Below are 26170 nucleotides of genomic sequence, written 5' to 3'. Positions count from 1 at the left end.
ATTCGACCGCGCGGACGGCCCGCCCCATGGCCGCTGCCCACACGGTCCGGGGGCGGTGGGCGTCAGGGGTGTCGGGGCCGGGCGCCGTCTTCCGATTTTTTTCCGTGGTGGTGTCGAATGGCGCCGATCCCTTTCGTAGCCAGGGTGAGAGGCCGGCGACGGGCCGGTCGCCACTCACCGGAGGCCCACCATGTCCGTGGAGAACGTGAGCGCCACCTTGACCGTCGCCGTGCCCGCCGCGAGGGTGTTCGCGGTGCTGGCGGACCCGACGACCCATTCCGCGATCGACGGCACCGGCTGGGTTCAGGAAGCCGCCGACCGGGCGCCGCTGACCGAGGTGGGGCAGGTCTTCCGGATGGACATGCATCACGCCCGCCATCCAGAGGGTGACTACCAGGTGGTCAACAAGGTCGAGGTGCTCGATTCGCCGCGCGCGATCGCCTGGCAGACGGGGCAGGAGAAGGGCGACGGCCAGATGGAGTTCGGCGGCTGGGTCTGGCGGTACGACCTGGCGCCGCTCGGTCCGTCCGAGACCGAGGTCACGCTCACCTACGACTGGTCGGCCGTGCCCTGGTTCATCCGGGAGCGGGGCATCCGGTTCCCGCCGTTCGGCCCCGAGCACCTCGTCAACTCGCTGCACCACCTGGCGGAGCTCTGTCACGTCCGGTAGACGGAACCTCCCGCCACGTCGTCCTTGGACAGCCTGCGCATCAGGTACAGCCCCTCCAGGGCGAACTCCAGCGCCGCGGCGGCGTGGCCGGGCGACTCGTCGCCCTCGCCCATGCCGAGCCTGGCCATGATCTTCGACAGCCCCTCGACGCGGCCGATGCGGCGCAGCAGCTCGGGGGCGGGCACCAGATCGCCCGACTCGACCCGCGCGCCCTCGCCGAACCGGTCCAGCAGCGGCGTGAGGTCGGCCCCGCCGAGAGTGCCGCGGAAGGTCTCCGCGGTCGCGCGGCGCAGTAGGTGGGAGAGCACGTCGACCTCCCGCCCCTCCTCGCTGACCTCGAACTCCACCTTGCCGCGCAGCGTGTGGACCACGCCGGGCAGGTCGCACACCCGCGTGACCGGCCGTTCCTCCCCGCTCAGCGCGGCCCGCCGTACGGCGGAGGCGGCGGCGGTCTCGGCGGCGGCGATCGAGAACCGCGCCGACACGCCGGAGCGGGAGTCGACGGCGGTCGACTCGCGGACGAGGCGGGTGAACCTGGCGATCACCTCCACGAGGTGGTCGGGCAGGTCGGCGCCGAGCTCGTCGAGGTCGGCCTCCTGGCGGATCAGGACCAGCTCGTCCTCGATCGTCTGGGGGTAGTGCGTGCGGATCTCCGCGCCGAAGCGGTCCTTCAGCGGCGTGATGATCCGGCCGCGGTTGGTGTAGTCCTCGGGGTTGGCGCTGGCGACGAGCAGGACGTCCAGGGGGAGGCGCAGGTTGTAGCCGCGGACCTGGATGTCGCGCTCCTCCAGCACGTTCAGCAGCGCCACCTGGATGCGCTCGGCCAGGTCGGGCAGCTCGTTGACGGAGAAGACGCCCCTGTTGGTGCGGGGGACCAGGCCGTAGTGGACCGTCTCGGGGTCGCCGAGCGTGCGGCCCTCGGCGATCTTGATGGGATCCACGTCGCCGATCAAATCGCCGACGGAGGTGTCGGGGGTGGCCAGCTTCTCGCCGTACCGGTCCTCGCGGTGCTTCCAGGCGACCGGCAGGTCGTCGCCGTGGGCGGCGGCCAGCCGGCGGCACCGGACGCAGACCGGCGCGTACGGGTGGTCGTTGATCTCACAGCCCTTGACCACGGGCGACCACTCGTCGAGCAGGCCGGTGATGGTGCGGATCAGCCGGGTCTTGCCCTGGCCGCGCTCACCGAGGAGCACGAGGTCGTGCCCGGCGATCAGCGCCCTCTCCAGGTGCGGCAGGACGGTCTCGTCGAAGCCGACGATGCCGGGGAACCGGGGCTCGCCGGAACGCAGTCTGGCCAGCAGGTTCTCCCTGATCTCGGCCTTGACCGTCCGGTATCGATGTCCACTCTCGCGCAGTTCACGCAGAGTGCTGGGGGCAGGCGTGGGCGATTTGTGCACGGAGTCGAGCCTACGTCCCCGCCCGGTGATCCGGCAGCAGGGTCGCGTCATCCGGGCCGCGCGATCGGGCCGTACGAGCGCGATTCGCCGGGCGTACCGCGCGTTGACCTCCGTTCAGTGGGGAGAATCGTGGAAACGACCGGCCGACGAGAAGCGGTCGCGCGAAAGAGAGGGCGAGACGATGGCGGTATTGACGAGCCGCTTCGCCGACGGTCTCGCCGTGGGCGCCAACCTGGAGGAGGCGGCCGAGACCGCCGTACGCCAGGCGTTGGCCGGCCTGTCGGGTCCGCCGGACCTGGTCTGTTTCTTCGTCTGCGGCGACGACCCCGACGACGTGGCCCGCGCGGGGCAGCGGGCGATGTCCGTCGCGTCCGGGGCCGACGTGATCGGGTGCAGCGCGACGGGCGTGATCGGCCACGGCCAGGGCGTGGAGCTCGCCCCGGCGGTCAGCGCGTGGGCCGCGTCCCTCGACGGGGCCAGGATCGACGCGTTCGCGCTGGAGACGCTGCGGACCGAGGACAGGTTCGTGGTCGTGGGGCTGCCCGAGCGGATCCCGGACGACCGGGTGGCGATCCTCCTGGCCGATCCCTACAGCTTCCCGACGGACGCCTTCGTCGAGCACTCCGACGAGGTGCTGGACGGTCTGCCGATCGTCGGCGGCCTGGCCAACGGGCTGCAGGGCCGCGGCTCCGTCCGGCTGTTCGCCAACGGCGAGGTGCACGAGTCGGGCGCCATCGGGGTGGTCATCGGCGGCGAGGTGAACGTGAGCACGGTGGTGAGCCAGGGCTGCCGGCCGATAGGCCCGACCATGGTCGTCACCCGCGCCGAGGACAACGTGCTGCTCGAACTCGCCGGGCAGCCCGCCCTCGCCCGTCTTGAGGACATCGTGAGCGATCTCGACGAGGAGGACCGCGAACTCGTCGCCGCCGGCTTACAGATCGGCGTCGCCATGGACGAGTACGCCGAGCGCCACGAGCGGGGCGACTTCCTGATCCGGGGGGTCATCGGCATCGACCCCGAGCGGGAGGCGGTCGCCATCGGCGACGTGGTCGAGATCGGCAGGACCGTGCGGTTCCAGGTCAGGGACGCCGACGCGGCCGACGAGGACCTCTACGAACTGCTCGACGCCCATCTGCGCGACACCGGCAGGGCCGACGGCGCGCTGCTGTTCTCCTGCAACGGCCGCGGCTCCGGGATGTTCGACTCGGCCGACCACGACGCGCTGGCCGTACGCGAGACGCTGGGGCCGATCGGGGTCGCGGGGTTCTTCGCGGCCGGAGAGGTCGGGCCGGTCGCGGGGCACAACCACGTCCACGGGTTCACCGCCTCGCTGCTCGTCTTCTCCTCCGGCCCGTCCGGCGCGGGGAAGGGCGCGTGAGCGATCTCACCCTGGCCGTCGACATCGGCGGCACGAAGTTCGCGGCCGGGCTGGTGGAGCCGGACGGGAGGGTCGTGGCCGCGCAGCGGTCCGCGACGCCCCGGGGAGGCGACGCGGAGACCCTGTGGAAGACCCTGACCGGCCTGCTCGACCGGCTGGAACCGCCCCCGGGCGTCGCGGGCGTGGGGATCGGCTGCGGCGGCCCGATGACCTGGCCCGCCGGGGAGGTCTCCCCGCTCAACATGGGCGGCTGGCGCGGCTTCCCGCTGCGTGAGCGGCTCGCCGCCCGGTTCCCCGGCATACCGGTCCGCATCCACAACGACGCGATCTGCCTGGCCGTGGCCGAGCACTGGCGCGGCGCGGGGCGGGGGAGCGCGGCCATGCTCGGCATGGTCGTGTCGACCGGCGTCGGCGGCGGCCTGATCCTCGGCGGCAGGCTCATCGACGGCGGGACGGGCAACGCCGGTCATATCGGCCACGTCGTGGTCGACCCCGGGGGACCGCCGTGCGGCTGCGGCGGCAACGGCTGCCTGGAGGCGATCGCCCGGGGTCCCGGGCTGGCCGCCTGGGCGGTCGCGCAGGGCTGGTCACCCGGCCGCGCCGGTTCGCCCCAGGAGCCGGGCAGGGCTTCGGAGCCGGGCGGGGAGCCGTCCGGGCAGGGCGGGGAGCTCTACCGGGAGGAGGGGACGGCCACCGCGCGGCGCCTGGCCGCCGACGCGGCGGCGGGCGACCCGATCGCGCTGGCCGCGATGACGCGGGCCGGGCGGGCCCTCGGCGTCGCCATCGCCTCGGCCGTCAACCTCTGCGACCTCGATCTCGTGACCGTCGGCGGCGGGCTCAGCCAGGCCGGTGACCTGCTCTTCGGGCCGCTGGAGAAGGCGCTGCGCGAGCACACCCGGATGGGCTTCGCCGGGCGGGTGCGGGTCGTGCCCGCCGCGCTCGGCCAGGACGCCGGCCTCGTCGGCGCCGCCGCCCTGGTGATCGCGGGCGACCGGTACTGGTCACCCGGGCCGTGACGACGCGTTCCGCCCGCGCCCACTCCGCACGCCGCCTCTCCCCGGAACCTGTGATGATGGGCGCATGGCTGTCCCACAGGTGACGTACGACGACGTCGTCGCCGCGCGCGAGATGCTGTCCGAGGTGGCGGCGCTGACGCCGGTGCTGCACTCGCGGGTGCTGTCCGAGACCGTCGGCGGCCCGGTCCACCTCAAGTGCGAGAACCTGCAGCGGGCCGGGTCGTTCAAGATCCGCGGCGCGTACGTGCGCATCGCGCGGCTGACCGCGGAGGAGCGGGCCCGTGGGGTGGTCGCGGCCAGCGCGGGCAACCACGCGCAGGGAGTGGCGCTCGCCTCGTCCCTGCTCGGGGCCAAGTCGGCCGTCTACATGCCCGAGGGCGCGCCGCTGCCGAAGGTGGAGGCCACCCGGGCGTACGGCGCGGATGTGGTGTTCGCCGGGCACACCGTGGACGAGGCCCTCCGGGCGGCCAGGGAGCACGCGGAGCGCACCGGGGCGGTGTTCATCCACCCGTTCGACCACCCCGACGTCGTCGCCGGGCAGGGCACGGTCGGCCTGGAGGTCCTGGAGCAGCTTCCCGGCACGGCCACGATCGTGCTGCCGATCGGCGGCGGCGGCCTGGCGGCGGGCGTCGCGCTCGCGGTGAAGTCCCAGCGTCCGGGGATCAAGGTGGTGGGGGTGCAGGCGGAGCGGGCCGCCGCCTATCCCGACTCGCTGGCCGCGGGCCACCCGATCACGGTCGTGCCGACGTCCACGATGGCCGACGGCATCGCGGTCGGGCAGCCGGGCGACCTGCCGTTCGAACTGATCCACTACCTCGTCGACAGCGTCGTGACCGTCTCGGAGGAGTCGCTGTCGCGGGCCCTGCTGCTCTGCCTCGAACGCTCGAAGCTGCTGGTGGAACCGGCCGGCGTGGCGGGGGTGGCCGCGCTGCTCGACCACCCCGAGGCGTTCGAGCCGCCGGTGGTCGCCGTGCTGTCCGGCGGGAACATCGACCCGCTGCTGCTGGCCCGGGTGCTGCGGCACGGCCTGGCGGCGGCCGGCCGCTACCTCGCCTTCCGCATCCGGCTGACCGACCGGCCCGGCGCGCTCGCCGTGCTGCTGGCCAGGCTGGCGGACCTCGGCGCCAACGTGCTCGACGTGGTCCACGAGCGGTTCGGCTCCCGGCTGCACCTCGACGAGGCCGAGGTCCTGCTGCAACTGGAGACCCGGGGGCCCGCGCACGGCGACGAGGTGCTCGGCGCGTTGCGGCGGCACGGCTACCGGATCGACGCGGAGTACGGCCTCCAGGTGGGCGGCGAGGGCGTCGTCGCGGCCTTCAGGCCCTGACCCGGCGGGTCAGGCGACCGGCGCCGGGCGCCCCGGCCGGAACAGCCAGGCGTCGAAGAGCGGCGTGAGGTTCTTCCCGGAGACGCGCTCGGCCAGCGCGAGGAACTCGGGCGTCGTGACGTTGCCGTACCGGTGCGCGGCGGTCCACTGCCTGATCAGCGGGAAGAAACTCTGATCGCCGATCTCCCGGCGCAGGGCGTGCAGCGCCATCGCGCCACGCGTGTAGACCGCGGCGTTGAACAGGTCGTCGGCGCGGGCCACGCCCGGGGGATAGCTCCACATCGGGTCCGCCTCGTTCGCGTAGTAACGGCGGAAGGTCGCGTCGGCGGTGCCCTGGCCGCTGTGCTCCGCCCAGAGCCACTCGGCGTACGTCGCGAAGCCCTCGTTCAGCCACAGGTCACGCCAGCGGCTGACGCTCAGGCTGTTACCGAACCACTGGTGGGCCAGTTCGTGGGCGATTATGGCGGGCTCGGGCGAGAAACCGCCGTAGATCGGCTTGGTCTGGTTCTCCAGCGCGTACCCCACCGCGTGGTCGTCGATCACCCCGCCCGTGGAGGAGAACGGGTACGGCCCGAAGACGCTCGACCAGTAGTCGGTGATCGTCCCCGTCTGGGCGATCAGGGTGTCGAGCGAGCCGCGGAACGAGTCGGCGACGGCCGCGTAGATCGGCAGCCCTCCGGCGCTCGTGCCGGTGCGCACCTGGAACTTCCCGGTGGTCATCGTGGCGAGGTAGCTCGCCATCGGGTGCTTCTCGCGCCACACGAACGTGGTCTTGCCCGCCGTGGTCCGCGGCGTTCCGGACATCTCGCCGTTGGCGATCGCGGTCAGTCCCGCGGGCACGGTGATCTGGAAGTCGTACGTCGCCTTGTCGGCGGGGTGGTCGTTGGAGGGGAACCACGTCTTGGCGCCGTCCGGCTCGCAGGTGACGAATGCGCCGTCCGGCGTGGCGATGAAGCCGTACTCGCCGAGGCTGGCCGACCGCAGCGACCGGGGCACGCCGGAGTAGCCGATCGTGACCGCGAACTTCCCGCCGTCGGCGATCCGCCCGGCCGGTGTCACCACGAGTTCGTCGTCCCGCCGGCTGAACGCGGCCGCCGTGCCGTCCACCGTCACCCGGCTCACCGTGAGCCCGTGCAGGTCGAGGTCGAACGACGTCAGGTCCTGCGTGGCCTTCGCCCGGATCGTCGTGCTGCCCGCGAGGTTCCGCGACGCCGGGTCGTAGGACAGCTTGAGGTCGTAGTGCTCGACGTCGTAGCCGCCGTTGCCGCCGCCGGGGAAGTCGGGATCCCCGATCCCGGGGGCGCCCGTCGTGCTTCCCGTACCGGCCGTGCTTCCCGTGTTCGCCGTCGGAGCGGTGACGCCGGCCGTGCCGGGGGAGGCCGAGGCGGCGGCGCTCTGGGACGGCGCGCAGGCCGTGGCGGTCGCGACGGCCACGGCGCAGACGACCGCCGGAACGGCCGGGATGACTGGGAAACGGTTCAGCGGCATAGAGTCGCCACTCTACGCGAGGCGACGGCGTGCTCCGTATCGCCACGTCAGGGTGTCTCCCCTGCTCAGAGGGGGTTCAGGCGTCCACGACGAGGGTCCGGGCGGCCTTGTCGTGCAGGGCCTGCTTCCTGGGGTCGAACAGGATCCAGGCGAGGTCGACCAGCCCCAGGCAGCAGAGCGAGCCGAGCACGGTCATCACCGCCTGCCGCAGCGCGACCGGCCGGACACCGGCCGGCTCCCCGCTCTCCCGGACGACGCGCATGCCGAACAGCCGTTTCCCCACGGTCTGCCCGTTCCAGTACGACTGGAGCAGCCAGTAGTAGAGGAACCCGATCACCGCGACGAGGAGGCCGTCACCGGCCGGGACCCTCGTCACCGCGCCCGCCACGTCGTCGTACACGGCCCTCCAGTCGTCCCAGGTGACCGGTGTCGTGATCAGCGAGACGATCACGGCGTCCACGATCCCGGCGAACAGCCGCCGCCACCGCCCGGCGAGCCGCGGCGCCGTCTGCCCGAACGGAGGGGGCGTCCAGGGAGTCCTCGGCTCCTCGTACGGGCTTCCCGGAGGCGGCGGCGTTCCCATGGCTGAATGGTCACCCCGCCGCCCTTCCGGCAAAGCCCGGCATGCGCAAAGTGTGCGTTAGAGGGTGCCCCGGCGTTCCTGCTCGCGCTCGATGGCCTCGAAGAGGGCCTTGAAGTTGCCCTTGCCGAAGCCGAGGGAGCCGTGCCGCTCGATGAGCTCGTAGAACACGGTCGGGCGGTCCAGGACGGGCTTGGTGAAGATCTGCAGCAGGTAGCCGTCCTCGTCGCGGTCCACCAGGATGCGGCGCTTCTTCAGCTCCTCGACCGGCACGCGGACCTCGCCGATGCGGGAGCGCAGTTCCGGGTCGTCGTAGTAGGAGTCGGGCGTGTCGAGGAACTCGACGCCCGCCTGCCGCATCGCGTCCACCGTCGCGACGATGTCGTTGGTGGCCAGCGCGACGTGCTGCACGCCCGGACCGCCGTAGAACTCCAGGAACTCCTCGATCTGGGACTTCTTCTTGCCCTCGGCGGGCTCGTTCAGGGGGAACTTGACCTTGCGGGTGCCGTCCGCGACGACCTTGGACATCAGCGCCGAGTACTCGGTCGCGATGTCGTCGCCGATGAACTCCGCCATCTTGGTGAAGCCCATGACCTTCTCGTAGAACCCGACCCACTCCTCCATGTGCTCGACGTTGCCGACGCAGTGGTCGACCGCCTGGAAGAACCGGCCGTTCCTCACCGCGGGCGGCGCGACGATCGGCTCGGCCGCGACGTATCCGGGCAGGTACGGACCGGTGTAGTTGGCCCGGTCGACCAGCGTGTGCCGGGTCTCGCCGTACGTCGCGATGGCCGCGACCACGACCTTGCCGTGCTCGTCCTCCACGACGTGGGGCTCCTCCAGCCCCCGGGCGCCCTGTTCCAGGGCGTACCGGTAGGCCGCCTCCACGTCCGGCACGTCCAGCGCGAGGTCGACGACGCCGTCGCCGTGGTCGGCCACGTGCCGCGCGAGCGGCGTTCCCGCACGTACGGCTCCGCGCAGCTCGAAGCGCGCCGAACCCGAGACGAGGACGTACGCCACCTCGTCGCGGCTGCCGGTCTCCGGCCCCCGGTAGGCCACCAGGCGCATCCCGAAGGCGGTCGAGTAGTAGTGGGCGGCCTGCTTCGCGTTGCCGACCGCGAAAACCACCGCGTCCATGCCGTGAACCGGAAAGACATCGTTCATGTGACAACTGTCGGTTGGCATGGCCAATTTGTGCAACAGTGAGTTGATTCGGTGGACAATTTGCTCAGTCTCCGCGCCACGGAAGGGGAAACGGTTATGACGATTGACCACCTCGACGCCCGGCTCGTCGCCCTGCTGGCCGCCGAGCCCAGGATCGGCGTGCTGGAGTGCTCCCGCAGGCTCGACGTCGCCCGGGGGACGGTGCAGGCCCGGCTCGACCGGATGGCCGCGAAGGGGGTCATCACCGGCTACGGCCCGGACATCGATCCGGCCGCGCTCGGCTTCGACGTGACCGCGTTCGTGACGTTGCACATCAGGCAGGTCGCGGGGCACGTGCCGGTGGCCGACCAGCTCGCGCTCGTCCCCGAGGTCCTGGAGGTCCACACGATCACCGGCGGGGGGGACATGCTCTGCCGGGTGGTCGCCCGGAGCAACGCCGACCTCCAGCGCGTCATCGACCTGATCGTGGACGTGCAGGGGGTCGTGCGGACCGAGTCGGTGATCGCGCTCGACACGCCGGTGCCGTACCGGACCCTTCCCCTCGTACGGGCGGCGGGCGGCTGATCGGGCCACCGGGGGGCCATGTTGGCGTGGTTTATCCACAGGTGCTTGTCCGCGGGGCATCTTTTCCACAGAGGTGACGGGGAGTGCGGAACCATCGTGGGCCATCGTTTACCGTGGTTGCATTCGCCCAGCTCACAGGGCCACAAGCGGGCGTATCGGGGGTATCGGACTTATCGGGGGTCGCAGGGTGGACAACACCGGGGAGGGCCCGATCGGGGAGGGCTCGGCCGAGAGGGACGCCGGCGACGGGGCGGGCAGGCCGGAACGCCGCCGGCGGCGACGGCTGCCGCGCGTCCTGCTCGCCTGCCTCGTCACCTCGATCGCCGGACTGGTCGTGTTCCTCGCCGTCGTGTGGGCGCTGACCCCGATCCCGGGCGGCACCCAGGAGCTGGCGACGGCCCAGGGGTCGGTGATCTACTACCGGGACGGCAGGACCGTCCTCGCCACCGAGGGCGTGAACCGCAAGAACGTGCCGCTCGCCCGGGTTCCCAAGGCGGTCAGGGACGCCGTGATCGCCGCCGAGAACCGCACCTTCTACCGGGACCAGGGCGTCTCCATGTCGGGCACGGCGCGCGCCCTCTGGTCGACGGTCACCGGACGCCAGCTTCAGGGCGGCTCCACGATCACCCAGCAGATGGTCCGCAACTACTACAGCGGCCTCGGCCAGGAACGCTCCGTCGGGCGCAAGCTCAAGGAGATCATGATCGCGCTCAAGGTGGATCGCTCCAAGCCGAAGGATTGGGTGCTGGAGCGCTACCTCAACACGATCTACTTCGGCCGCGGGGCGTACGGCATCCAGGCCGCCGCCCGCGCCTACTTCGACAAGGACGTGCAGAACCTCACGGTGGCCGAGGGGGCCTATCTCGCGGCCGTGATCCAGCAGCCCACCCGGTTCGCCGATCCCACCGGCCCCGCGCTCGACGCGGTCCGGGCGAGGTGGGCGTCGGTGATCCAGGGCATGCGTGAGATCGGCGCGATCGGCCGCGAGGAGGCCGGGTCGCAGACGTTCCCGACGCTCGCCCGGCAGCGGCCGCCGCTGTCCCTGGGCGGCCAGAACGGCTACATGCTCGCGCAGGTGCGGGCCGAACTGAACCGGCTGGGCTTCACCGACGAGGACATCAACCACGGCGGCCTGAAGGTCACCACGACGTTCGACAAGAAGCTCATGTCCCTCGCCGCCGAGGCGGTCAGGTCGGTGCTGCCCGAAGGCACCCCCAAGAAGGTGCGCACCGGACTCGCGGCCGTCGACCCCGGCACCGGGGAGGTCGTCGCCTTCTACGGCGGGCGCTACGAGACCAACCAGTACGACAACGCCTTCTCCGCCAAGGTCCAGGCCGGGTCGACCTTCAAGCCCTACACGCTGGCCGCGGCGCTCGAAGCCGGGTACGGGCTCGACACCCTGGTGAACGGCAACTCGCCCGTCACCATCGGAGCCGCGAGCATCCCCAACTCCGGCGGCAGGTCCTACGGCCCGGCGATCCCGCTGGTCCAGGCCACGCAGTATTCGGTCAACACCGCCTTCGTCGACCTCGGGCAGCGGATCGGCCTCGACAAGGTCGTCGCGGCGGCCCGGGCGGCCGGCATCCCCGAAGCGCAACTCGCCCCCCACTCGGGGGCCGCCACGCTCCCGCTCGGGGTGGCGTCGGTGAGCGCCGTGCAGCAGGCCTCGGGGTTCGCCACCTTCGCCGCCGGGGGGATCCACCGCGAGGCCCACGTGATCAGGTCCGTCACCGACGGCACCGGGCTCGTCCGGACGTTCTCGCGGCCCGGCGTCCGGGCCTTCAGCGAGAACACGGCCGCCGACACGACGTACGCGCTGGAGCAGGTCGTGCTGAACGGCACCGGCACGGCCGCGCGGCTGTGGGACCGGCCGGTCGCGGGCAAGACCGGCACCACGGACGAGTCGGCCGCCGTCTGGTTCTCCGGGTACGTCCCGCAACTGGCGGTCGCCGTCGACATGTTCCGCGACGACAACAAGCCGGTGACCGTCCCCGGATACGGCGAGTTGTACGGCGGCACGCTTCCGGCGGAGATCTGGAAGACCTTCGTGGGCGCCGCGATGGAGGGCAAGCCGGTGAAGGAGTTCCCCGAGCCGGTCACGTGGAACCCCTACTACTCCTGGGACTACGGCAGGGCCACGCCCCGGCCGAGCGGCGATCCCAACGCCATCCCGATGGACCCTTCGGGCACCTTCCCGCCGTACACGCCGGGGGCGCCGGGGCTGCCTCCCGGAGCGCCCGGAGACGCGGAGCAGTCCGGCGGCGCCGGCCAGGAGGGCACGGGCCAGGAGGGCGGTGGCCCGCGGGGCGGCGCCGACAACTTCGCCCCGAACCTTCGCCCGAACGGTTTCGATCCCAACGATCCGGACCGGTCCGACGACCCGGGGACCGCGCCGGGCGGGCCCGTCACCGGGCGGAACGCCCCCGCCTCCGGCGGCACGGACCGCACGGGCACGGACCGCACGGGCACGGGCATCGGGGGCACCGGCACGGGCGGAAGAAGGAGCGCCGGTGACGCCCCGGCACGCCTGCTGCCGTAACCGCCGGAAGAGCTGCCCGGACGGAGCGATGTCCGGATACGGGCGAAGACGACCCCGGGTGAGGCGACGCCGCGAGATGCCGCGCCAGCTGACGGAGACGATCGCCGGGGGGTCGGCCCCGCGTCAGTTCGCCAGTTCGGCCCGGAGCTCGGCGGGGGTGGTCACCGGCGCCCGGCAGGTGAAGCGGCGGCACACGTAGGCGGCGGGCGAACCGCCGATCATGCCGCGTCCCTCCAGCAGCGGCACGTCCACGGCTCCGTCACCCACGGCTCCGTCACCCACGGCTCCGTCACCCACGGCTCCGTCACCCACAGCTCCGCCGTCCACCGATCCGCTGCCGGCGGATCCGTCGCCGAGCGCCACCACCAGGCCCGGCGCGCCGGACAGGAGGGCCGCCCGGTGCAGCGCGCGGGTGCGGGGGTCGCCGGACGGGCCGACGATCGCCACCTCCACCGGCCCGCGCAGGGCCGCCTCCGCCACGGCGAGACCCCATCCCGCGAAGCGGGCGTACCGCCCCGCCAGCGTGGAGACCGCGCCGAGCGCCGCCTCGGCCGCCTCCCGGTGCCGGGCCGAACCGGTCAGCGCCGCGTACGACAGCAGCGCGCCCGCCGCCGCGAAGCGCCCGGACGGCGTGGCGTTGTCGGTGGGGTCGGCGGGTCGCTGGAACAGCCGTTCGCCGTCGTCCGGGGCGTCGTAGAACCCTCCGGAGCCGTCGGGGAACCGGGTCAGGACAGTCTCCAGCAGGTCACCGGCCCGGTGGAACCAGCGGCTCTCGCCGGTGACGCCATAGAGGGCGATGAACCCTTCCGCCGTGTTCGCGTAGTCCTCCAGCATGCCGGCGTTGGTCCCCGCCCGGCCGTCGCGTGAGGTGCGCAGCAGCCGGGCCGGACCGCGGGCCACCGTGTGCAGGTCGTCGAGCAGCACGGCCGCCTCCCGGGCGGCGTCCACCAGCACGGGCCGCTCGAACAGCGCGCCCGCCTCGGCCAGGGCGGCGATCACCAGCCCGTTCCACGAGGCCACGATCTTGTCGTCCCGGCCCGGCCGCGGGCGCCGTTCCCGCGCGGCCCGCAAGGCCGTACGGATTCGGTCGAACCGCTCCGGGTCGTCGGGGTCGGCCAGAAGCTGGAGCACGGACGTGCCGTGCTCGAACGTGCCCGTGACCTCGAACACCGAGGCCGCCCAGGCGCCGTCGTCCTCCCCGAGGACCTCGCGAAGCTGCTCCGGAGTCCAGACGTAGAACAGGCCCTCGCCGTGGGCGCCGTCCGGTCCCTCGCTGTCGGCGTCGAGAGCCGAGGCGAAACCGCCCTCCGGGGTGCGCATCTCCCGCAGCAGCCATTCGGCGGTCTCCAGGGCCACCCGCCTGGCGAGGACCGAGCCCGTCGCACGCCACCAGTGGGCGTAGACCCGCAGCAGCAGCGCGTTGTCGTAGAGCATCTTCTCGAAGTGCGGCACGACCCAGTCGGCGTCGACGGAGTAGCGGGCGAAACCGCCCCCGATCTGGTCGTACATGCCGCCCCTGGCCATGGCCTCCATGGTCGCCTCGGCCATGGACACCGCCTCGGGCGTGCCGTGCCGCAGCAGGAACTCCAGGGCCATGGACGGCGGGAACTTCGGCGCCCCGCCGAAGCCGCCCCGCCGCTTGTCGAAGCCCTCCGCGAGATTCCGTACGGCGAGGGCGAGCGTGCCGGCGTCCGGCAGCGGGCCCGACGGCACCCCGGTCCGCTCGCCGAGTGCCTCCACCACCTTCGCGCCCTGGGTCAGCACGCCCTCCCGGTCCTGCCGCCAGGCCTCCGAGACGGCCTGCAGCAACCGGTGGAGGTGCGGCCGGGGAAAGTAGGTCCCGGCGTAGAACGGATGGCCCTCCGGCGTGGCGAACACCGTCATCGGCCAGCCGCCCTGCCCGGTCATGGCCTGGACGGCGCCCATGTAGACGGCGTCCACGTCGGGGCGTTCCTCGCGGTCGACCTTCACGTTGACGAACAGGTCGTTCATCTGCCGCGCGGTGGCCTCGTCCTCGAACGACTCGTGGGCCATGACATGACACCAGTGACACGCCGAGTAGCCGACGCTGATCAGCAGGGGGACGTCGCGCCTGCGCGCCTCCGCGAACGCCTCCTCGCCCCACGGAAACCAGTCCACCGGGTTGTCCACGTGTTGCAGGAGGTAAGGAGAGGTCTCGCCGCCCAGCCGGTTCATACGGCCAGCCTCTCACACGCTCAGATGCGCGATCCCTCGTCTTCCGGCCAGGGCAGACGGGCTCCCGGGGCGTTCGCCGGGTTCGGGGGAAAGGCCCGGTGGGAACGCGCGGGGAGAACGTGGGGATGTGTTCGGGCGCGTCCGGGCGTAGGCTCACAGGACGTGGGCTTGGATCTGGACTTCGCGGTCAGGCACTCGGGGCGCCCGGCGGCCGCCATGACGCGGCGGGACGTCGCCCGGGTGCTGCTGGCCGTGCCGTCGGGGCAGGCCCTGGTCGCCCTTCCCGACCTGCGGCGGCAGTTGCTCGCCGTGGGCAATCCGCTGTCGGTCACGTTCTGGGAGTCCGCCAAGGCGGTGCTGACCAGCATCGAGTCGGGCGTGGCCACGGTGGGCGAGGTGCAGCGCTGGCTGGAGTCCAGCGGCACCGAGCCGATCATGCTCACCCGCAGCTACTTCCTCTGGCCAGAGGAGAGCGAGCGCGGCCCGGTGGCCACCGAGATGTACGAGCGGCTGGTCGAGTTCCTGGAGGAGCGCCTTGCGGCGGGGGAGATCGACGCGGACGCGCTGGCCGCCGGAGACGCCGGGGCCCGCCACGCCTACGAGGAACTCCAGGAACGCTGGCTCGGCACGCCGCTCCCCGACGGCCGGGTGCCCAACGTCGTGGTCAACGACGAGCAGGACAAGGAGCTGTACGCCGCCTGGGACGAGGAGGAGGCCTTCGCGCTGAGCGAGCTGCGGCGGGTGCTCGACGACCTGCCCGAGCCGCCCTTCCCCGAGGCCGACCTCCGCATGGCCGCCCGCCGGTTGCGCGTCACGCTGGGCCGGCCCGGCTACCCCGGCAACGTGCTACGCGCGTGCGCCGGCCTGGAGGAGGGCGACCTGCCGGAGCGGGACGAGGACCTGTGGCTCACGGTCGCCGCCGGGATCGCCGCGCCGATCTCCGACCTCCCGGACGAGGAGGACGCGGCCCGGTTCTTCGACATGGAGGGCGATCTCAGCCACGAGGACTCGATACTGGCCTCGCTGTGCGCCATCCACCACGCCGACTGGCTCGCCTCGGTGATCACTCTGGTCCGGTACGGCCCCGGCGTGCTCGCCTCACCCGAGCGGATCGCCCGGTTCATCGCCGACTCCGAGGACGTCGACGTCGACCCGGACGAGCCGGAGGACCTGGAGGCGACGGAGATGCTGTTCACGGCGGTCACCCCGCTGTGGGCGCACCTCGGCATCGTGGACCGGGCGGAGGTGCTGACCCCGCTCGGCTGGTGGGGCCTGCCCAAGGCGCTGGAGCGCGCCTGGTCCTCCGGCCCCGCCCTGCCGGACTGACGGCACTAGTTCCGGTAGTCGTCGTCCACCAGGTCGCGGTACTCCGGATTCCGCTGGATGTACCAGGCCACGAACGAGCACAGGGGCACGACGCGCAGCCCAGCCGTACGCGCGCCGTCGAGGGCGGCGCCCACCAGATGGCCGCCCAGCCCCCGGCCCTCGTACTCGCCGCGGACCTCGGTGTGCGTGAAGATCATCGCCCCGTCCCGCATCCGGTACTGCGCGAACCCGGCGACGACCCCGTCGACCAGGATCTCGTAGCGCGACGCGGCCGGGTCGGCGACGACCTCGACGGCCGCGCTCACGCGTCCGGTCCGTTCCCGTGGCGTTCGTCCTCGCGGCGGTCGTCCGGCACCTGGATCTTCCTCATCTGCTTGTTCATGTTCTTCAGCAGGAGGAACAGGGCGACGGCGATCGCGGCGACGACGAGGAAGCCCAGGAGGCCCGGCCCGTAGGTGTTTGCGTCCACCCGTCCAGCTTACGAGCGGGCAGGGGCGGCCTCCGCGTGGATCCCCGTGAACAGGTCGTCCTCCGGCAGCGTGGTGTCCACCAGCGACCGCGCGAGGTGGTAGTCCTCGGTCGGCCAGATCTCCTCCTGGAGATCCCTCGGGCAGACGAACCAGAAGCCGTCGGGGTCGACCTGGGTGGCGTGCGCGAGCAGGGCGAGGTCGCGAAGCTCGAAGTACTCCCCGCACGGAACCCTGGTGGTGACCTCCCACTTCTCCGGGCGGTCCTCCCACCGGGCGATCCAGTCGGCGTACGGCGAGCCGATGCCGCGCTCGGTCATCGCGTTGTGCAGCGCCTCGAACCGCTCCCTGGTGAAGCCCATGTGGTAGTAGAGCTTCAGTGGCTGCCACGGCTCCCCGGTGCCCGGGTAGCGGTCGGGGTCGCCCGCCGCCTCGAACGCCTCGACCGACACCCGGTTGGTCATGATGTGGTCCGGGTGCGGGTAGCCGCCGTTGTCGTCGTACGTGAGGATCACGTGCGGCCGGAACTCCCGCACGGCGGCGACGAGCGGCGCCGAGGCCGCCTCCAGCGACTGCAGCGCGAAGCAGCCCTCCGGCAGCGGCTCGTTCTCGTCCTCCGGCAGCCCGGAGTCCACGAACCCGAGGAAGCGCTGCCGCACGCCGAGGATCTCGCGGGCCTTCTCCATCTCCTGCCGGCGCACCTCGCCCATGTTCTCGAGGATGTCGGGCCGGTCCATCTTGGGGTTGAGGATCGAGCCGCGTTCACCGCCCGTACAGGTGACGACGAGGACCTCCGCGCCCTCCGCGACGTAGCGGGCCATCGTGGCGGCACCCTTGCTCGACTCGTCGTCGGGGTGCGCGTGCACGGCCATCAGCCTCAACGGTGCGCTCACGGCTCTCCTCATGGTGTCCTCTGGCTGTCAAAGAGGTTAGCTTCTAAGTGACCGTGCGTACCGGACCGGCATGGCCCGCGCGGGCACGGTCCCCTGTGCGGACGATCGTCTCGCACAACACCGACAAACCTCAGGGAGATTCCGCGATGCCCACCGATGAGGCAGGCGGCGGGGGGACACGCCCGGTGCTCGGCACGCCGGACGACTTCGCGCCGCGCCCGGCGCGGCCCGGCCGGCTGGTGCCGTACGTCGTGATGGCGCTGGTCGTGGCGCTGATCGCGGGCGGCTGGGGCTATGTCATGCTCCGCGCGAACGGGAACCCGGCCGTCAGCGCCCAGGTGATCACATTCGACGCGAGCGCTCCTGACTCCGCCGTAATAACGTTCACCGTGCACAAGCCCGCGGGCCGGGCGGCGACGTGCCGGATCCAGGCGCTCGACACCAGGCACCTGGAGGTCGGCAGCCGCGAGGTGGACGTTCCGCAGGGCCGGTCGGACCTGGAGTTCACCGAGCGGGTGAGGACGAGCGCGCAGGCCACAGCGGTACATGTCGACTACTGCGATCTCGTATAGTGGAATCTTTGGGGAAGCGTTCGAAGGCGTTAACTCGTTAGCCTTTCGAGTCACTTACGGAAACAAGGAGAGCCCGTGGCCGTCTCCCAGAACGACAACGTCACCTGGCTGACGCAAGAGGCGTACGACCGCCTCAAGGAGGAGTACGAGTACCTTTCGGGCCCGGGTCGCACGGACATCGCCAAGAAGATCGAAGCCGCCCGGGAAGAGGGTGACCTCAGGGAGAACGGTGGCTACCACGCCGCCAAGGACGAGCAGGGCAAGATGGAGGCCCGCATCTTCCACCTCCGGCAGATCCTGGACAGCGCCAGGGTCGGTGAGGCTCCCCGCGCCGAAGGCATCGTCGGACCCGGCATGACCGTGACGGTCCGCTTCGACGGCGACGACGAGGAGGTCACCTTCCTGCTGGCCTCCCGCGAGGAGAGCGGCGCTCCGATCGACGTCTACTCGCCGAACTCTCCCCTCGGGTCCGCCATCAACGGCAAGAAGGTCGGCGAGCAGGCGACCTACACGATGCCCAACGGCAGGCAGAACACCGTCGAGATCCTCGAGGCCGTGCCGTACGTCGGCAACTAGGGGCCGTGACCCAGGGGTCTTGTCCCTTTTCGCCCCGGCCGGGAATTCTGCAATCGATTGCGCTATTCCCGGCCGTGCGGCAGTCTCGTCGTGGAACGAAGCATTCGCTGCGGAAGGGGTGAGATCGTGCTCGAACGCCGAGCGCGCTTATCCACCCGTGTCCGCAGGAAGCTCGCCGTAGCGGTCTTCGAGGCGCGTCAGGACCTCGCGTACCGGCCGCGGCTTCCCCGGCACAACCTCGGACGGCACAGCCTCACCCGGCGGGCCGCCGGGCTGCGCAGGACGGTCCCCTTCATCGCCGTGCTGCTCGTGTGCGTGCTGGCGGCCGACGTCCTCGCGCTCGGCGAACTCACGTCCGGCACCGCGAACCCCGATGTGACCGCAGGGGTCTCCCAGCGGCGTACGGCCCACGGCTACGTGGCGGCGGCGCGGCAGGACCGCGCCGGGGGGACGGCCCCCGGAACGGTTCAGAACCCGGCGGCGGGCCCGCCGGAGAGCCCGGCGGCGGAGGTGGCGCCGCTGGGGCGCCTGATCCGTCCGCACCTGTTCGTGGTGGCCGATCAGCCGCTCCCCGCCGAACTGGTCGAGAAGGTGCGCCGGGTCAAGGGCGTCGCGGACGCCGAGGTGACCGGTGCCGCCGACGTGACCGTGGACGGCAAGCACGTGCAGACGATGGGCGTCGACCCGTCCACGTTCCGCGCGTACACGCCGAAGGTGACGGCCGCCACCGACGGGCTGTGGCGCAACATCGCGGCCGGGGACATGGCGGTCTCGTTCGAACTCGGCCACGACGGCGGGGTCAAGCTCGGGTCCGTCGTCGAGGGCGGCGGCAGGCGCCTGCGCATCGGCGCGTACGCCACGGTCGGCATGGGTTCGATCGCCGCGATCGTCTCGAAGAACACGGCGGCGGCGCTCGGCGTCCCGGACGGCAACGCCCTCGTCGTGAGCGCGCCGAAGGTCGACTCTGCCAAGCTCCGCCGGAGCCTGCTGAAGATCCTGCCCAAGGGCAGCCAGGTCGCCACGATCAATCCGGTGGTGGTCACGCCCAAGGGGCGCACCGTGTGGCCGTCGACCGCGTTCATGTCCGCCGACCAGCTCAAGGTGGCGCTGGAGGCGGCCGTCAGCAAGCTCGGCCGGCCGTACGTCTGGGGCGCCGAGGGACCGGACAGCTTCGACTGCTCCGGGCTCGTGCAGTGGGCGTACGCGCAGGCGGGCGTGCGGATGCCGCGGGTGACGTACCAGCAGTGGGTCACCGGGCCGCAGGTGCCGCTGTCGCAGGCGCAGCCGGGCGACCTGCTGTTCTGGCGCAACGATCCGACCAACCCCGGCTACATCTCGCACGTCGCCATCTACTGGGGCAACGGGAAGATGCTGCACGCCCCGCACACCGGTGACGTCGTGAAGATCGCGGACGTCTACACCAGGAACCTCGCCGGAGTCGTCCGGGTCAGTCCTCAGGTCTCCGCCCGGGTCCGCTGACCCCGCCGGCCGCGAGGCCGTCCATCACGAGCGAGAACAGGTGGTCCCGCCGGGCGGCGAGGGACGGCGCCTGTTCGGCGATCCAGCCGACGGCGTTCACCAGGGCGAACAGGTCGATCCTCGTGACGTCCGGCCGGATGCGGCCGTCGTCCTGGGCACGCCGCAGCAGCCGTCCCGCGGCCTCCCGCATCGCCGCGCACGACGCGTGCAGGGGAGAGCTCTCGTCGCCGATCGTGGTCATCATCGAGGCGGACAGGCCGCGGTAGGCGGCCGCTCCGTCGACGAACTCCCGCAGCCACTCCAGCAGCGCCGCGTGCGGGTCGCCGCCGCCGGCCAGTTCTCCCGCCCTGGCCGCGAGGTGGTCGAACCGCTGCCGCAGCAACGCCTCCAGGAGGGCCTCCCTGGTGGGGAAGTGCCGGTAGAGGGTGCCCATGCCGACCTCGGCACGGCGCGCGATGTCACGCAGCGACGCCTGCGTCCCCTGCTCCTCCACGACGATCCTGGCCACCTCCAGGATGCGCCCGTGGTTGCGCCGTGCGTCCGCGCGCTGCTGCCGGTCCGTCATGCGTCGATCCTCGCACCCCGGCATCTGGGGCGTTGACATTCGGAGCGGTGCTCCGCTTATTATCTGGAGCACCGCTCCGAATCGTACCTCCAGGAGGATCGATGTCCGCGATGAAGGCCGTCCGCATGCACCGGATCGGCGAACCCGGCGTTCTGGAGGTGGAGGAGCTTCCCCGCCCCGAGCCGGGGCCCGGAGACGTGCTCGTCCGCGTCCACGCGGCCGGCGTGAACCCGCCCGACTGGTACGCCCGCCGGGGCTTCGCCGGCATCCCCGAGGACATACGGCCCACGCTCCCTCTGCCGTACACGCCGGGCTCGGACGTCTCCGGGACGGTCGCCGCCGTGGGCCACGGCGTCACCGAGTGGCGGGAGGGCGACGAGGTGTTCGGCCTCGTGCGCTTCCCCTCCCTGGAGAACGGGGGGAAGGGCTATGCCGAGTACACGACTCCGCCCGCGTCGCACCTGGCCCGCAAGCCGGCCTCGCTCAGCCACGTCGAGGCGGCCGGCGTGCCGATGGCGGGCCTCACCGCCTACCAGTTCATCGTCGATCACATCAAGCTCGACGAGGGCCGCAGGGTGCTGGTCAACGGTGCCGCCGGCGGGGTCGGCCACTTCGCGGTCCAGCTCGCCAAGATCAAGGGCGCGTACGTGATCGGGGTCGCCTCGGGACGGCACGAGACGTTCCTGCGCGAGCTGGGGGTGGACGAGTTCCTCGACTACACCACCACGCGGGTGGAGGACGAGGTGCGGGACGTGGACGTCCTCATCGACACCGTGGGCGGGCCGGACGCCAACCGGTTCCTGCCGGTGCTGCGGCGCGGGGGCGTGATCAGCCCGGTCTTCCACGCCGAGTACCACCGGGAGCGGGCGGCCGATCTGGGCATCTCCTTCCGGCGCGGCCAGGTCCACTCGGACGGCGGGCAGCTGGCCGAGCTGGCACTACTGCTGGAAGAGGGCCGGCTGCGCGTGGGCGTCGACTCGGTCTTCCCGCTCGCCGAGGCCGCGAAGGCGCACGAACGGGCGGAGCGCGGGCACATCCAGGGGAAGATCGTCCTGCGGGTGGCGCCCGATCAGATCGGCAGGCCGGCCTCCAGGTAGCCGAGCGCTTCGTCGATCAGGACGAGCAGCGGCGTCCTGCCGTCCTGCTCCACCCAGCCGAACAGGGCCGTGAGGATGACTCCCAGGACCGCCCCAGCGAGCGTCCGTACGGCGGGGCCGCGCGGATCGCGGCCGGAGCGTTCCGCCATGGCGGCCGCGAGCAGCTCGATCGTGGCGAACAGTCCCTCCACGGTCCGCGCCCGCAGGGCGGGCACGGAGGTGGTGAGCTTGATCCGGGCGAGCATCTGGTCCAGCTCCTCCGGGCCGATCGACTCGAAGGCGGTGCGGAACGCGGCGCGCAGGGCGGTCAGCGGGGGCAGGTCCGGCGGCTGGGCCCTGATGGCCTCCAGCAGCATCGGATCGTAGTCGTCCTGGATGACCACGTCTTCCTTGGTGGGGAAGTACCGGAAGAACGTACTGGGGGAGACCTCCGCGGCCTCCGCGATCTGCTCGACCGTCGTGGCCTCGTAGCCCTGTTCGGCGAACAGCCGCAGGGCCTCCTCCTGGATGGTCCGGCGGGTCTTGGCCTTCTTGCGCTCGCGCAGGCTCGTGACAGCGCTGGTGGAGGCGGCGGAGTTCCGGTCAGCGCGCTGTGGTGAGCTCATGCCCCGATTCTGCCGTCTTTCCGCTCCTGGCCGTGTTCCTCGGCAGGAAGACGGCCACCAGGACGGCGGCGGCCGCGGACGCGCCCCCGCACAGCAGCAGGACCAGGTCCATGCCGTCGACGAACGCCTCGCGGGCGGCCCGCAGCAGCGCCGCGTCGCCCGTACGGACGGCCAGGGCCACGGCGGTGGTGATCGAGTCGTCTGCCGCCCGCGGGACCCCGGCGGGCAGCCCGGAGGCGTACGCCGCGGAGAGCACGCTGCCCAGGCCGGCCACGCCCAGCGCGCCGCCGACCTGCCGGACGGTCTGCAGGGTCGCCGAGCCCGAGCCCGAGCGCTCCTGCGGCAGCAGGGCGAGCACGCCGTCCATGGCGGGGACCATGGCCAGGCCCACCCCCGCGCCGAGGACGGCCAGCCAGGCCGCGACGAACCCGTACCCGGAGGAGACCGAGGTCGTCGCGCCCAGGACGAAGCCGGCGGCGAGCACGACCAGGCCCGCCGGCATCACCACGCGCAGGCCGAGGGGGGCCGTGAGTCGCTCACCGGCCAGGCCGCCGAGCATGAGCCCCGCCACCATGGGGATCACCCGTACGCCGGTGCCGAAGGCGTCGTGGCCGAGCACGGCCTGCAGGTGCTGGGGGACGACGAACAGCACGCCCGACATGCCGAGGCTCACGAACGTGGCACCGGCCGCGCCCCACACGAAGACCCGGCTACGGAACAGTCCGACGTCCAGCATCGGCCGCCGGACGCGGGCCTCGACCCGGACGAGCGCCGCCAGCAGCACCACCCCGGCCGCCAGGCCGGCGAGGACGCGGACGTCGCCCCACCCGCGGGCCGGCGCCTCGATGACGCCGTACACCAGTGCCGCCAGGCCCGTCACCGACAGCAGCGCGCCGGGAACGTCGGTCCGGGGCGCGGCGGGGTCACGGGACTCGGGGATGAACACGGCCGCCGCGACCGCCGCCACGACGACCACCGGGATGTTGACGAGGAAGATCGAGCCCCACCAGAAGCGGTCGAGCAGGTAGCCGCCCACGATGGGGCCGAGGGGCAGGCCGAGGGCCAGGGCGGCGGTGAAGACGGCGATCGCGCGGCCCCGCTCACGTGGGCCGAAGACCACCGGCAGGATCGAGGTCGACAGCGGCATGATCAGCGCGCCGCCCGCGCCCATGAGCGCGCGGGCCGCGATCAGCGCGCCGGTGCCGTCCGCGTACGTCGCGAACACCGACGCGATCCCGAAGGCCGCGAGCCCGGCCAGTAGCAGCCGCCTGCGGCCGAAGCGGTCGCCGAGGGCGCCCGCAGGAAGCATCAGCGCGGCGAACGGAACCAGGTACGCGTCCACGATCCACTGCAGGTCGCCGGTCGTGGCACCCAGGTCGGCCGCCAGCGTCGGCAGCGCCACGTTGAGCACCGTCGCGTCCATTCCTATGACCAGGACGCTCAGCACGAGGGCGCCGAGCGCCCACCAACGAGAAGTGAGAGAGGCCATGAATTGATAGTAACTATCAAAAACTAGTATCTGTCAATTCAGGCCACGAACTGAGTAGCGTTGTAATCTTGATTACATGGATGCAGAAGAACAACTGAAGGCGTGGTTCGCCGGCCGCCTGCCGGAGACGTGGTTCGCCGGCCGGCCGGAGGTCGTGGTGGACCGTGAGGAGATCACCGTGCTCGGGACCCTGCCGCCGCTGTCGGTGGCCGAAGGGCTGCCCGACCTCGAACGGGCCGCGGCCGTCGAGGGATACGTCGAACGGTTCCGCGAGGAGACCCGCGAGCGCAGGATCGAGATCGCCCGGGAGGCCGAGCACCGCTTCCGGCGCAAGGTGTCCTGGGGGGTCGTCGCCGGTGACGCGACAGTGATGTTCACCACTCTTTCCGTGCCGGTCATGACCCGCCTGCGCCAGCCGGAGCGGCAGGTGCTGGACACCCTGGTCGCCGCGGGTGTGGCGCGCAGCCGCAGCGACGCGCTGGCCTGGTGCGTCCGGCTGGTCGGGAAGCACACCGACAACTGGCTCGCTGACCTGCGCGATGCCCTCCAGCACGTCGACCGGGTCAGGGCGGAGGGTCCCGGCGGATTGGACTGAACCAATTTGCGCAGAGGTCTAAACCATTGCGATCGGTCTATACCAATGTGTAACGCCGGTGAGGCGGGTAAGGAGGGGAAAGACGTTTTTTTCGACAGGGCTCGAGTGGGTAAGGTCGCACAACATCACGGCCCCTGCCTGGGCGGATACCGTCGGGGGCCGTGGTGGAGAATGGCACCGAATTGCACGGGGGTGGAAACGCGATGGTCTACTCCAATCGGCTTCGGGGGCCGTTCGCCGCGAATGACGCTCTGGCCCTGAGAGATTAAGGAGCCGCCCCCGTGTCCATTTCAGTAGATGTACCGACGCCCACCACTCACAGCGATCTGGCGGCCTGGGTGAGCCGGATCGCGGAGCTGACCCAGCCGGACCGCGTCGAATGGTGCGACGGCTCGGAGGCCGAGTGGACGCGCCTGACCAACCTTCTGGTCGAGCAGGGCACCTTCCGGCGGCTCGCCAAGCGTCCCAACAGCTTCCACGCGGCCTCGGACCCGGGCGACGTCGCCCGGGTGGAGGACCGCACGTTCATCTGCTCCGAGCGTGAGGAGGACGCGGGCCCGACCAACAACTGGATCGCGCCGGACGAGATGCGCGAGACGTTCGCCACCCTGTTCCGGGGCTGCATGCGGGGCCGGACGATGTACGTCGTGCCGTTCTGCATGGGCCCCCTGGGCGGTGACCTCTCCCAGCTCGGCGTCGAGATCACCGACTCGCCGTACGTCGTGGTGTCGATGCGGATCATGACGAGGATGGGCGAGGAGGCGCTGCGCCTCATCGAGGAGCGCAACGACTTCGTCAGGGCGGTGCATTCGGTGGGGGCGCCGCTGGAGCCCGGTCAGGCCGACGTGCCGTGGCCGTGCAGCCGGACCAAGTACATCAGCCACTTCCCGGAGACCCGCGAGATCTGGTCGTACGGCTCGGGCTACGGCGGCAACGCGCTGCTGGGCAAGAAGTGTTTCGCGCTGCGGATCGCCAGCGTGATGGCCCGCGACGAGGGCTGGCTGGCCGAGCACATGCTGATCCTCAAGCTCACGCCGCCGGAGGGCGAGGCGCGGTACATCGCGGCCGCCTTCCCGTCGGCCTGCGGCAAGACCAATCTCGCCATGCTCCAGCCCACGATCCCGGGCTGGAAGGTCGAGACGATCGGCGACGACATCGCCTGGATGCGCTTCGGCGCCGACGGCCGGCTGTACGCGATCAACCCGGAGGCCGGTTTCTTCGGCGTCGCGCCCGGGACCGGACAGACGACGAACGCCAACGCGATCGAGACGCTGTGGGGCAACAGCGTCTTCACGAACGTCGCGCTGACCGACGACGGCGACGTCTGGTGGGAGGGCCTCACCGACGAGCCGCCCGCGCACCTCACCGACTGGAAGGGCCGCGACTGGACGCCCGGGTCGGGCGAGCCCGCCGCCCATCCGAACGCCCGGTTCACCACCCCGGCCGAGCAGTGCCCGACGATCGCCCCCGAGTGGCAGGACCCGGCCGGCGTGCCGATCTCGGCCATCCTGTTCGGCGGGCGCAGGGCGACCGCCGTGCCGCTGGTGACCGAGTCGCTGAGCTGGCGGCACGGGGTCTTCCTGGGCGCCAACGTGGCGTCGGAGAAGACCGCGGCGGCCGAGGGCAGGGTCGGCGAGCTGCGCCGCGACCCGTTCGCGATGCTGCCGTTCTGCGGCTACAACATGGGCGACTACTTCGCGCACTGGATCGGCGTCGGCGAGTCGGCCGACCCGGAGAAGCTGCCCAGGATCTACTACGTGAACTGGTTCCGCAAGGACGCGGACGGCCGCTTCCTGTGGCCCGGCTTCGGCGAGAACAGCCGGGTGCTCAAGTGGATCGTCGAGCGGCTGAACGGCGTGGCCGGCGCCGTGCCCACACCGATCGGCAACGTGCCGGACGCGATCGACACCGAGGGCCTCGGCATCGCGCCCGGGGACATGGAGCTTCTGCTCGGCGTCGACCCCGAGGTGTGGCGTGAGGAGGCCGCGCTGATCCCGCCCCACTTCGAGACGTTCGGCGACCACATGCCGAAGGAGCTGTGGGACGAGTACCACGCCCTGGTCGAGCGGCTCGGCTGACTCCCGCGTACGGCCCGCGCGCCGGGGAAGCCGGAGGAGAGCGGGCGGGGCACGCCGCGCCGCCCGCGATAATTGGTGACCGAACCCCCCACCGGTCGTGAGGAAGAGG

Annotated in this window: 24 protein-coding genes; 13 read left to right on the top strand and 11 right to left on the bottom strand. The window is 71.8% G+C overall.

Features of this window, described 5'->3' with window-relative positions:
- The first annotated feature begins 190 nt into the window (after positions 1 to 190).
- Positions 191 to 670, top strand: a complete 480-nt coding sequence (locus FED44_RS21075; protein WP_138461790.1) for an SRPBCC family protein — start codon at positions 191 to 193, stop codon at positions 668 to 670.
- Here the strand turns inward: FED44_RS21075 and FED44_RS21070 are convergent.
- Positions 658 to 2067: a sigma 54-interacting transcriptional regulator gene (locus FED44_RS21070; RefSeq protein ID WP_244302118.1), complete on the bottom strand. Its 1410-nt coding sequence runs from the start codon at positions 2065 to 2067 to the stop codon at positions 658 to 660. The two genes, FED44_RS21075 and FED44_RS21070, sit on opposite strands and share 13 nt — an antisense overlap.
- A 181-nt stretch (positions 2068 to 2248) precedes the next feature.
- Here FED44_RS21070 and FED44_RS21065 point away from each other — a divergent pair, with 181 nt between their 5' ends.
- The 3 genes from FED44_RS21065 to ilvA all read left to right on the top strand — a co-directional run bounded on the left by FED44_RS21065 (position 2249) and on the right by ilvA (position 5788).
- Positions 2249 to 3445, top strand: a complete 1197-nt coding sequence (locus FED44_RS21065) for an FIST signal transduction protein (protein WP_117409291.1) — start codon at positions 2249 to 2251, stop codon at positions 3443 to 3445.
- Positions 3442 to 4461 (top strand): ROK family protein, encoded by a 1020-nt coding sequence (locus tag FED44_RS21060; RefSeq protein ID WP_138461789.1) that lies wholly within the window; start codon positions 3442 to 3444, stop codon positions 4459 to 4461. Before FED44_RS21065 ends, FED44_RS21060 begins: the two co-directional genes overlap by 4 nt.
- A 64-nt stretch (positions 4462 to 4525) precedes the next feature.
- The gene (gene ilvA, locus FED44_RS21055; protein WP_117409289.1) at positions 4526 to 5788 is read left to right on the top strand and encodes a threonine ammonia-lyase; all 1263 of its coding nucleotides are present in this window, start codon (positions 4526 to 4528) and stop codon (positions 5786 to 5788) included.
- A gap of 9 nt (positions 5789 to 5797) precedes the next feature.
- On the opposite strand, the gene FED44_RS21050 is transcribed toward ilvA, so the two are convergent.
- The 3 genes from FED44_RS21050 to hppD all read right to left on the bottom strand — a co-directional run bounded on the left by FED44_RS21050 (position 5798) and on the right by hppD (position 8993).
- On the bottom strand, positions 5798 to 7276 hold the full coding sequence (locus FED44_RS21050) for a M1 family metallopeptidase (RefSeq protein ID WP_138461788.1): 1479 nt from the start codon (positions 7274 to 7276) through the stop codon (positions 5798 to 5800).
- A 76-nt stretch (positions 7277 to 7352) separates the two neighbouring features.
- Complete coding sequence (locus FED44_RS21045) at positions 7353 to 7859, bottom strand: RDD family protein (RefSeq protein WP_138461787.1); 507 nt, start codon at positions 7857 to 7859, stop codon at positions 7353 to 7355.
- A gap of 57 nt (positions 7860 to 7916) precedes the next feature.
- Positions 7917 to 8993, bottom strand: a complete 1077-nt coding sequence (gene hppD, locus FED44_RS21040) for a 4-hydroxyphenylpyruvate dioxygenase (RefSeq protein WP_464515802.1) — start codon at positions 8991 to 8993, stop codon at positions 7917 to 7919.
- 123 nt (positions 8994 to 9116) lie between these two features.
- Here hppD and FED44_RS21035 point away from each other — a divergent pair, with 123 nt between their 5' ends.
- Positions 9117 to 9584: an Lrp/AsnC family transcriptional regulator gene (locus FED44_RS21035; protein ID WP_117409285.1), complete on the top strand. Its 468-nt coding sequence runs from the start codon at positions 9117 to 9119 to the stop codon at positions 9582 to 9584.
- Positions 9585 to 9771: 187 nt separating this feature from the next.
- Positions 9772 to 12123 (top strand): transglycosylase domain-containing protein, encoded by a 2352-nt coding sequence (locus FED44_RS21030; protein WP_244302116.1) that lies wholly within the window; start codon positions 9772 to 9774, stop codon positions 12121 to 12123.
- Positions 12124 to 12246: 123 nt separating this feature from the next.
- On the opposite strand, the gene FED44_RS21025 is transcribed toward FED44_RS21030, so the two are convergent.
- Positions 12247 to 14319 (bottom strand): thioredoxin domain-containing protein, encoded by a 2073-nt coding sequence (locus FED44_RS21025; protein WP_138461785.1) that lies wholly within the window; start codon positions 14317 to 14319, stop codon positions 12247 to 12249.
- A 162-nt stretch (positions 14320 to 14481) separates the two neighbouring features.
- Between FED44_RS21025 and FED44_RS21020 the strand changes: the two genes are divergently transcribed.
- Positions 14482 to 15645: a hypothetical protein gene (locus tag FED44_RS21020; RefSeq protein WP_138461784.1), complete on the top strand. Its 1164-nt coding sequence runs from the start codon at positions 14482 to 14484 to the stop codon at positions 15643 to 15645.
- 5 nt (positions 15646 to 15650) lie between these two features.
- On the opposite strand, the gene FED44_RS21015 is transcribed toward FED44_RS21020, so the two are convergent.
- The 3 genes from FED44_RS21015 to mca are packed head-to-tail and all read right to left on the bottom strand — an operon-like array spanning position 15651 to position 17005.
- The gene (locus FED44_RS21015; RefSeq protein WP_117409282.1) at positions 15651 to 15950 is read right to left on the bottom strand and encodes a GNAT family N-acetyltransferase; all 300 of its coding nucleotides are present in this window, start codon (positions 15948 to 15950) and stop codon (positions 15651 to 15653) included.
- A complete protein-coding gene (locus FED44_RS35900) occupies positions 15947 to 16114 on the bottom strand; it encodes a hypothetical protein (protein ID WP_167521547.1) in 168 nt (55 codons plus the stop codon). Before FED44_RS35900 ends, FED44_RS21015 begins: the two co-directional genes overlap by 4 nt.
- A gap of 9 nt (positions 16115 to 16123) precedes the next feature.
- Positions 16124 to 17005: a mycothiol conjugate amidase Mca gene (gene mca, locus FED44_RS21010; RefSeq protein ID WP_138461783.1), complete on the bottom strand. Its 882-nt coding sequence runs from the start codon at positions 17003 to 17005 to the stop codon at positions 16124 to 16126.
- A 146-nt stretch (positions 17006 to 17151) separates the two neighbouring features.
- On the opposite strand from mca, the gene FED44_RS21005 reads away from it, so the two are divergent.
- From FED44_RS21005 to FED44_RS20995, 3 genes are all read left to right on the top strand, one after another.
- The gene (locus FED44_RS21005) at positions 17152 to 17577 is read left to right on the top strand and encodes a DUF4307 domain-containing protein (protein ID WP_117409280.1); all 426 of its coding nucleotides are present in this window, start codon (positions 17152 to 17154) and stop codon (positions 17575 to 17577) included.
- A gap of 75 nt (positions 17578 to 17652) precedes the next feature.
- Positions 17653 to 18153, top strand: a complete 501-nt coding sequence (gene greA, locus FED44_RS21000) for a transcription elongation factor GreA (protein ID WP_117409279.1) — start codon at positions 17653 to 17655, stop codon at positions 18151 to 18153.
- 126 nt (positions 18154 to 18279) lie between these two features.
- A complete protein-coding gene (locus FED44_RS20995) occupies positions 18280 to 19632 on the top strand; it encodes a C40 family peptidase (RefSeq protein ID WP_244302115.1) in 1353 nt (450 codons plus the stop codon).
- Here the strand turns inward: FED44_RS20995 and FED44_RS20990 are convergent.
- Entirely contained in the window at positions 19601 to 20197 is a 597-nt protein-coding gene (locus tag FED44_RS20990) for a TetR/AcrR family transcriptional regulator (RefSeq protein WP_117409278.1), read from the bottom strand. The two genes, FED44_RS20995 and FED44_RS20990, sit on opposite strands and share 32 nt — an antisense overlap.
- 101 nt (positions 20198 to 20298) lie before the next feature.
- Here FED44_RS20990 and FED44_RS20985 point away from each other — a divergent pair, with 101 nt between their 5' ends.
- Positions 20299 to 21294, top strand: coding sequence for an NADP-dependent oxidoreductase (locus FED44_RS20985; RefSeq protein WP_244302114.1), 996 nt, complete (start codon positions 20299 to 20301; stop codon positions 21292 to 21294).
- On the opposite strand, the gene FED44_RS20980 is transcribed toward FED44_RS20985, so the two are convergent.
- Positions 21267 to 21899 carry an acyl-CoA-like ligand-binding transcription factor gene (locus FED44_RS20980; RefSeq protein ID WP_117409277.1) on the bottom strand — a complete coding sequence of 211 codons (633 nt, stop codon included), beginning with the start codon at positions 21897 to 21899 and terminating at the stop codon, positions 21267 to 21269. The genes FED44_RS20985 and FED44_RS20980 overlap by 28 nt on opposite strands.
- Complete coding sequence (locus FED44_RS20975; protein ID WP_117409276.1) at positions 21877 to 23388, bottom strand: DHA2 family efflux MFS transporter permease subunit; 1512 nt, start codon at positions 23386 to 23388, stop codon at positions 21877 to 21879. Before FED44_RS20975 ends, FED44_RS20980 begins: the two co-directional genes overlap by 23 nt.
- Positions 23389 to 23464: 76 nt before the next feature.
- Between FED44_RS20975 and FED44_RS20970 the strand changes: the two genes are divergently transcribed.
- A complete protein-coding gene (locus tag FED44_RS20970) occupies positions 23465 to 23983 on the top strand; it encodes a hypothetical protein (protein WP_138461782.1) in 519 nt (172 codons plus the stop codon).
- Between the two features lie 281 nt (positions 23984 to 24264).
- A complete protein-coding gene (locus FED44_RS20965; protein WP_187405970.1) occupies positions 24265 to 26061 on the top strand; it encodes a phosphoenolpyruvate carboxykinase (GTP) in 1797 nt (598 codons plus the stop codon).
- Positions 26062 to 26170 lie beyond the last annotated feature (109 nt).

Source organism: Microbispora triticiradicis (genome assembly GCF_005864065.1).
GTDB classification, from domain to species: domain Bacteria; phylum Actinomycetota; class Actinomycetes; order Streptosporangiales; family Streptosporangiaceae; genus Microbispora; species Microbispora triticiradicis.
Note: the sequence above shows the minus strand (reverse complement) of the source record. Positions and strands in the feature narration are given on the sequence as shown.

Excerpts from the sequence above, each read along its gene's own strand:
- FED44_RS21075 (WP_138461790.1), top strand. The coding sequence starts at position 191 with ATGTCCGTGGAGAACGTGAGCGCCACCTTGACCGTCGCCGTGCCCGCC.
- FED44_RS21065 (WP_117409291.1), top strand. The coding sequence starts at position 2,249 with ATGGCGGTATTGACGAGCCGCTTCGCCGACGGTCTCGCCGTGGGCGCC.
- ilvA (WP_117409289.1), top strand. The coding sequence starts at position 4,526 with ATGGCTGTCCCACAGGTGACGTACGACGACGTCGTCGCCGCGCGCGAG.
- FED44_RS21050 (WP_138461788.1), bottom strand. The coding sequence starts at position 7,276 with ATGCCGCTGAACCGTTTCCCAGTCATCCCGGCCGTTCCGGCGGTCGTC.
- FED44_RS21045 (WP_138461787.1), bottom strand. The coding sequence starts at position 7,859 with ATGGGAACGCCGCCGCCTCCGGGAAGCCCGTACGAGGAGCCGAGGACT.
- hppD (WP_464515802.1), bottom strand. The coding sequence starts at position 8,993 with ATGGACGCGGTGGTTTTCGCGGTCGGCAACGCGAAGCAGGCCGCCCAC.
- FED44_RS21035 (WP_117409285.1), top strand. The coding sequence starts at position 9,117 with ATGACGATTGACCACCTCGACGCCCGGCTCGTCGCCCTGCTGGCCGCC.
- FED44_RS21025 (WP_138461785.1), bottom strand. The coding sequence starts at position 14,319 with ATGAACCGGCTGGGCGGCGAGACCTCTCCTTACCTCCTGCAACACGTG.
- FED44_RS21005 (WP_117409280.1), top strand. The coding sequence starts at position 17,152 with ATGCCCACCGATGAGGCAGGCGGCGGGGGGACACGCCCGGTGCTCGGC.
- FED44_RS20990 (WP_117409278.1), bottom strand. The coding sequence starts at position 20,197 with ATGACGGACCGGCAGCAGCGCGCGGACGCACGGCGCAACCACGGGCGC.
- FED44_RS20985 (WP_244302114.1), top strand. The coding sequence starts at position 20,299 with ATGTCCGCGATGAAGGCCGTCCGCATGCACCGGATCGGCGAACCCGGC.
- FED44_RS20980 (WP_117409277.1), bottom strand. The coding sequence starts at position 21,899 with ATGAGCTCACCACAGCGCGCTGACCGGAACTCCGCCGCCTCCACCAGC.
- FED44_RS20975 (WP_117409276.1), bottom strand. The coding sequence starts at position 23,388 with ATGGCCTCTCTCACTTCTCGTTGGTGGGCGCTCGGCGCCCTCGTGCTG.
- FED44_RS20970 (WP_138461782.1), top strand. The coding sequence starts at position 23,465 with ATGGATGCAGAAGAACAACTGAAGGCGTGGTTCGCCGGCCGCCTGCCG.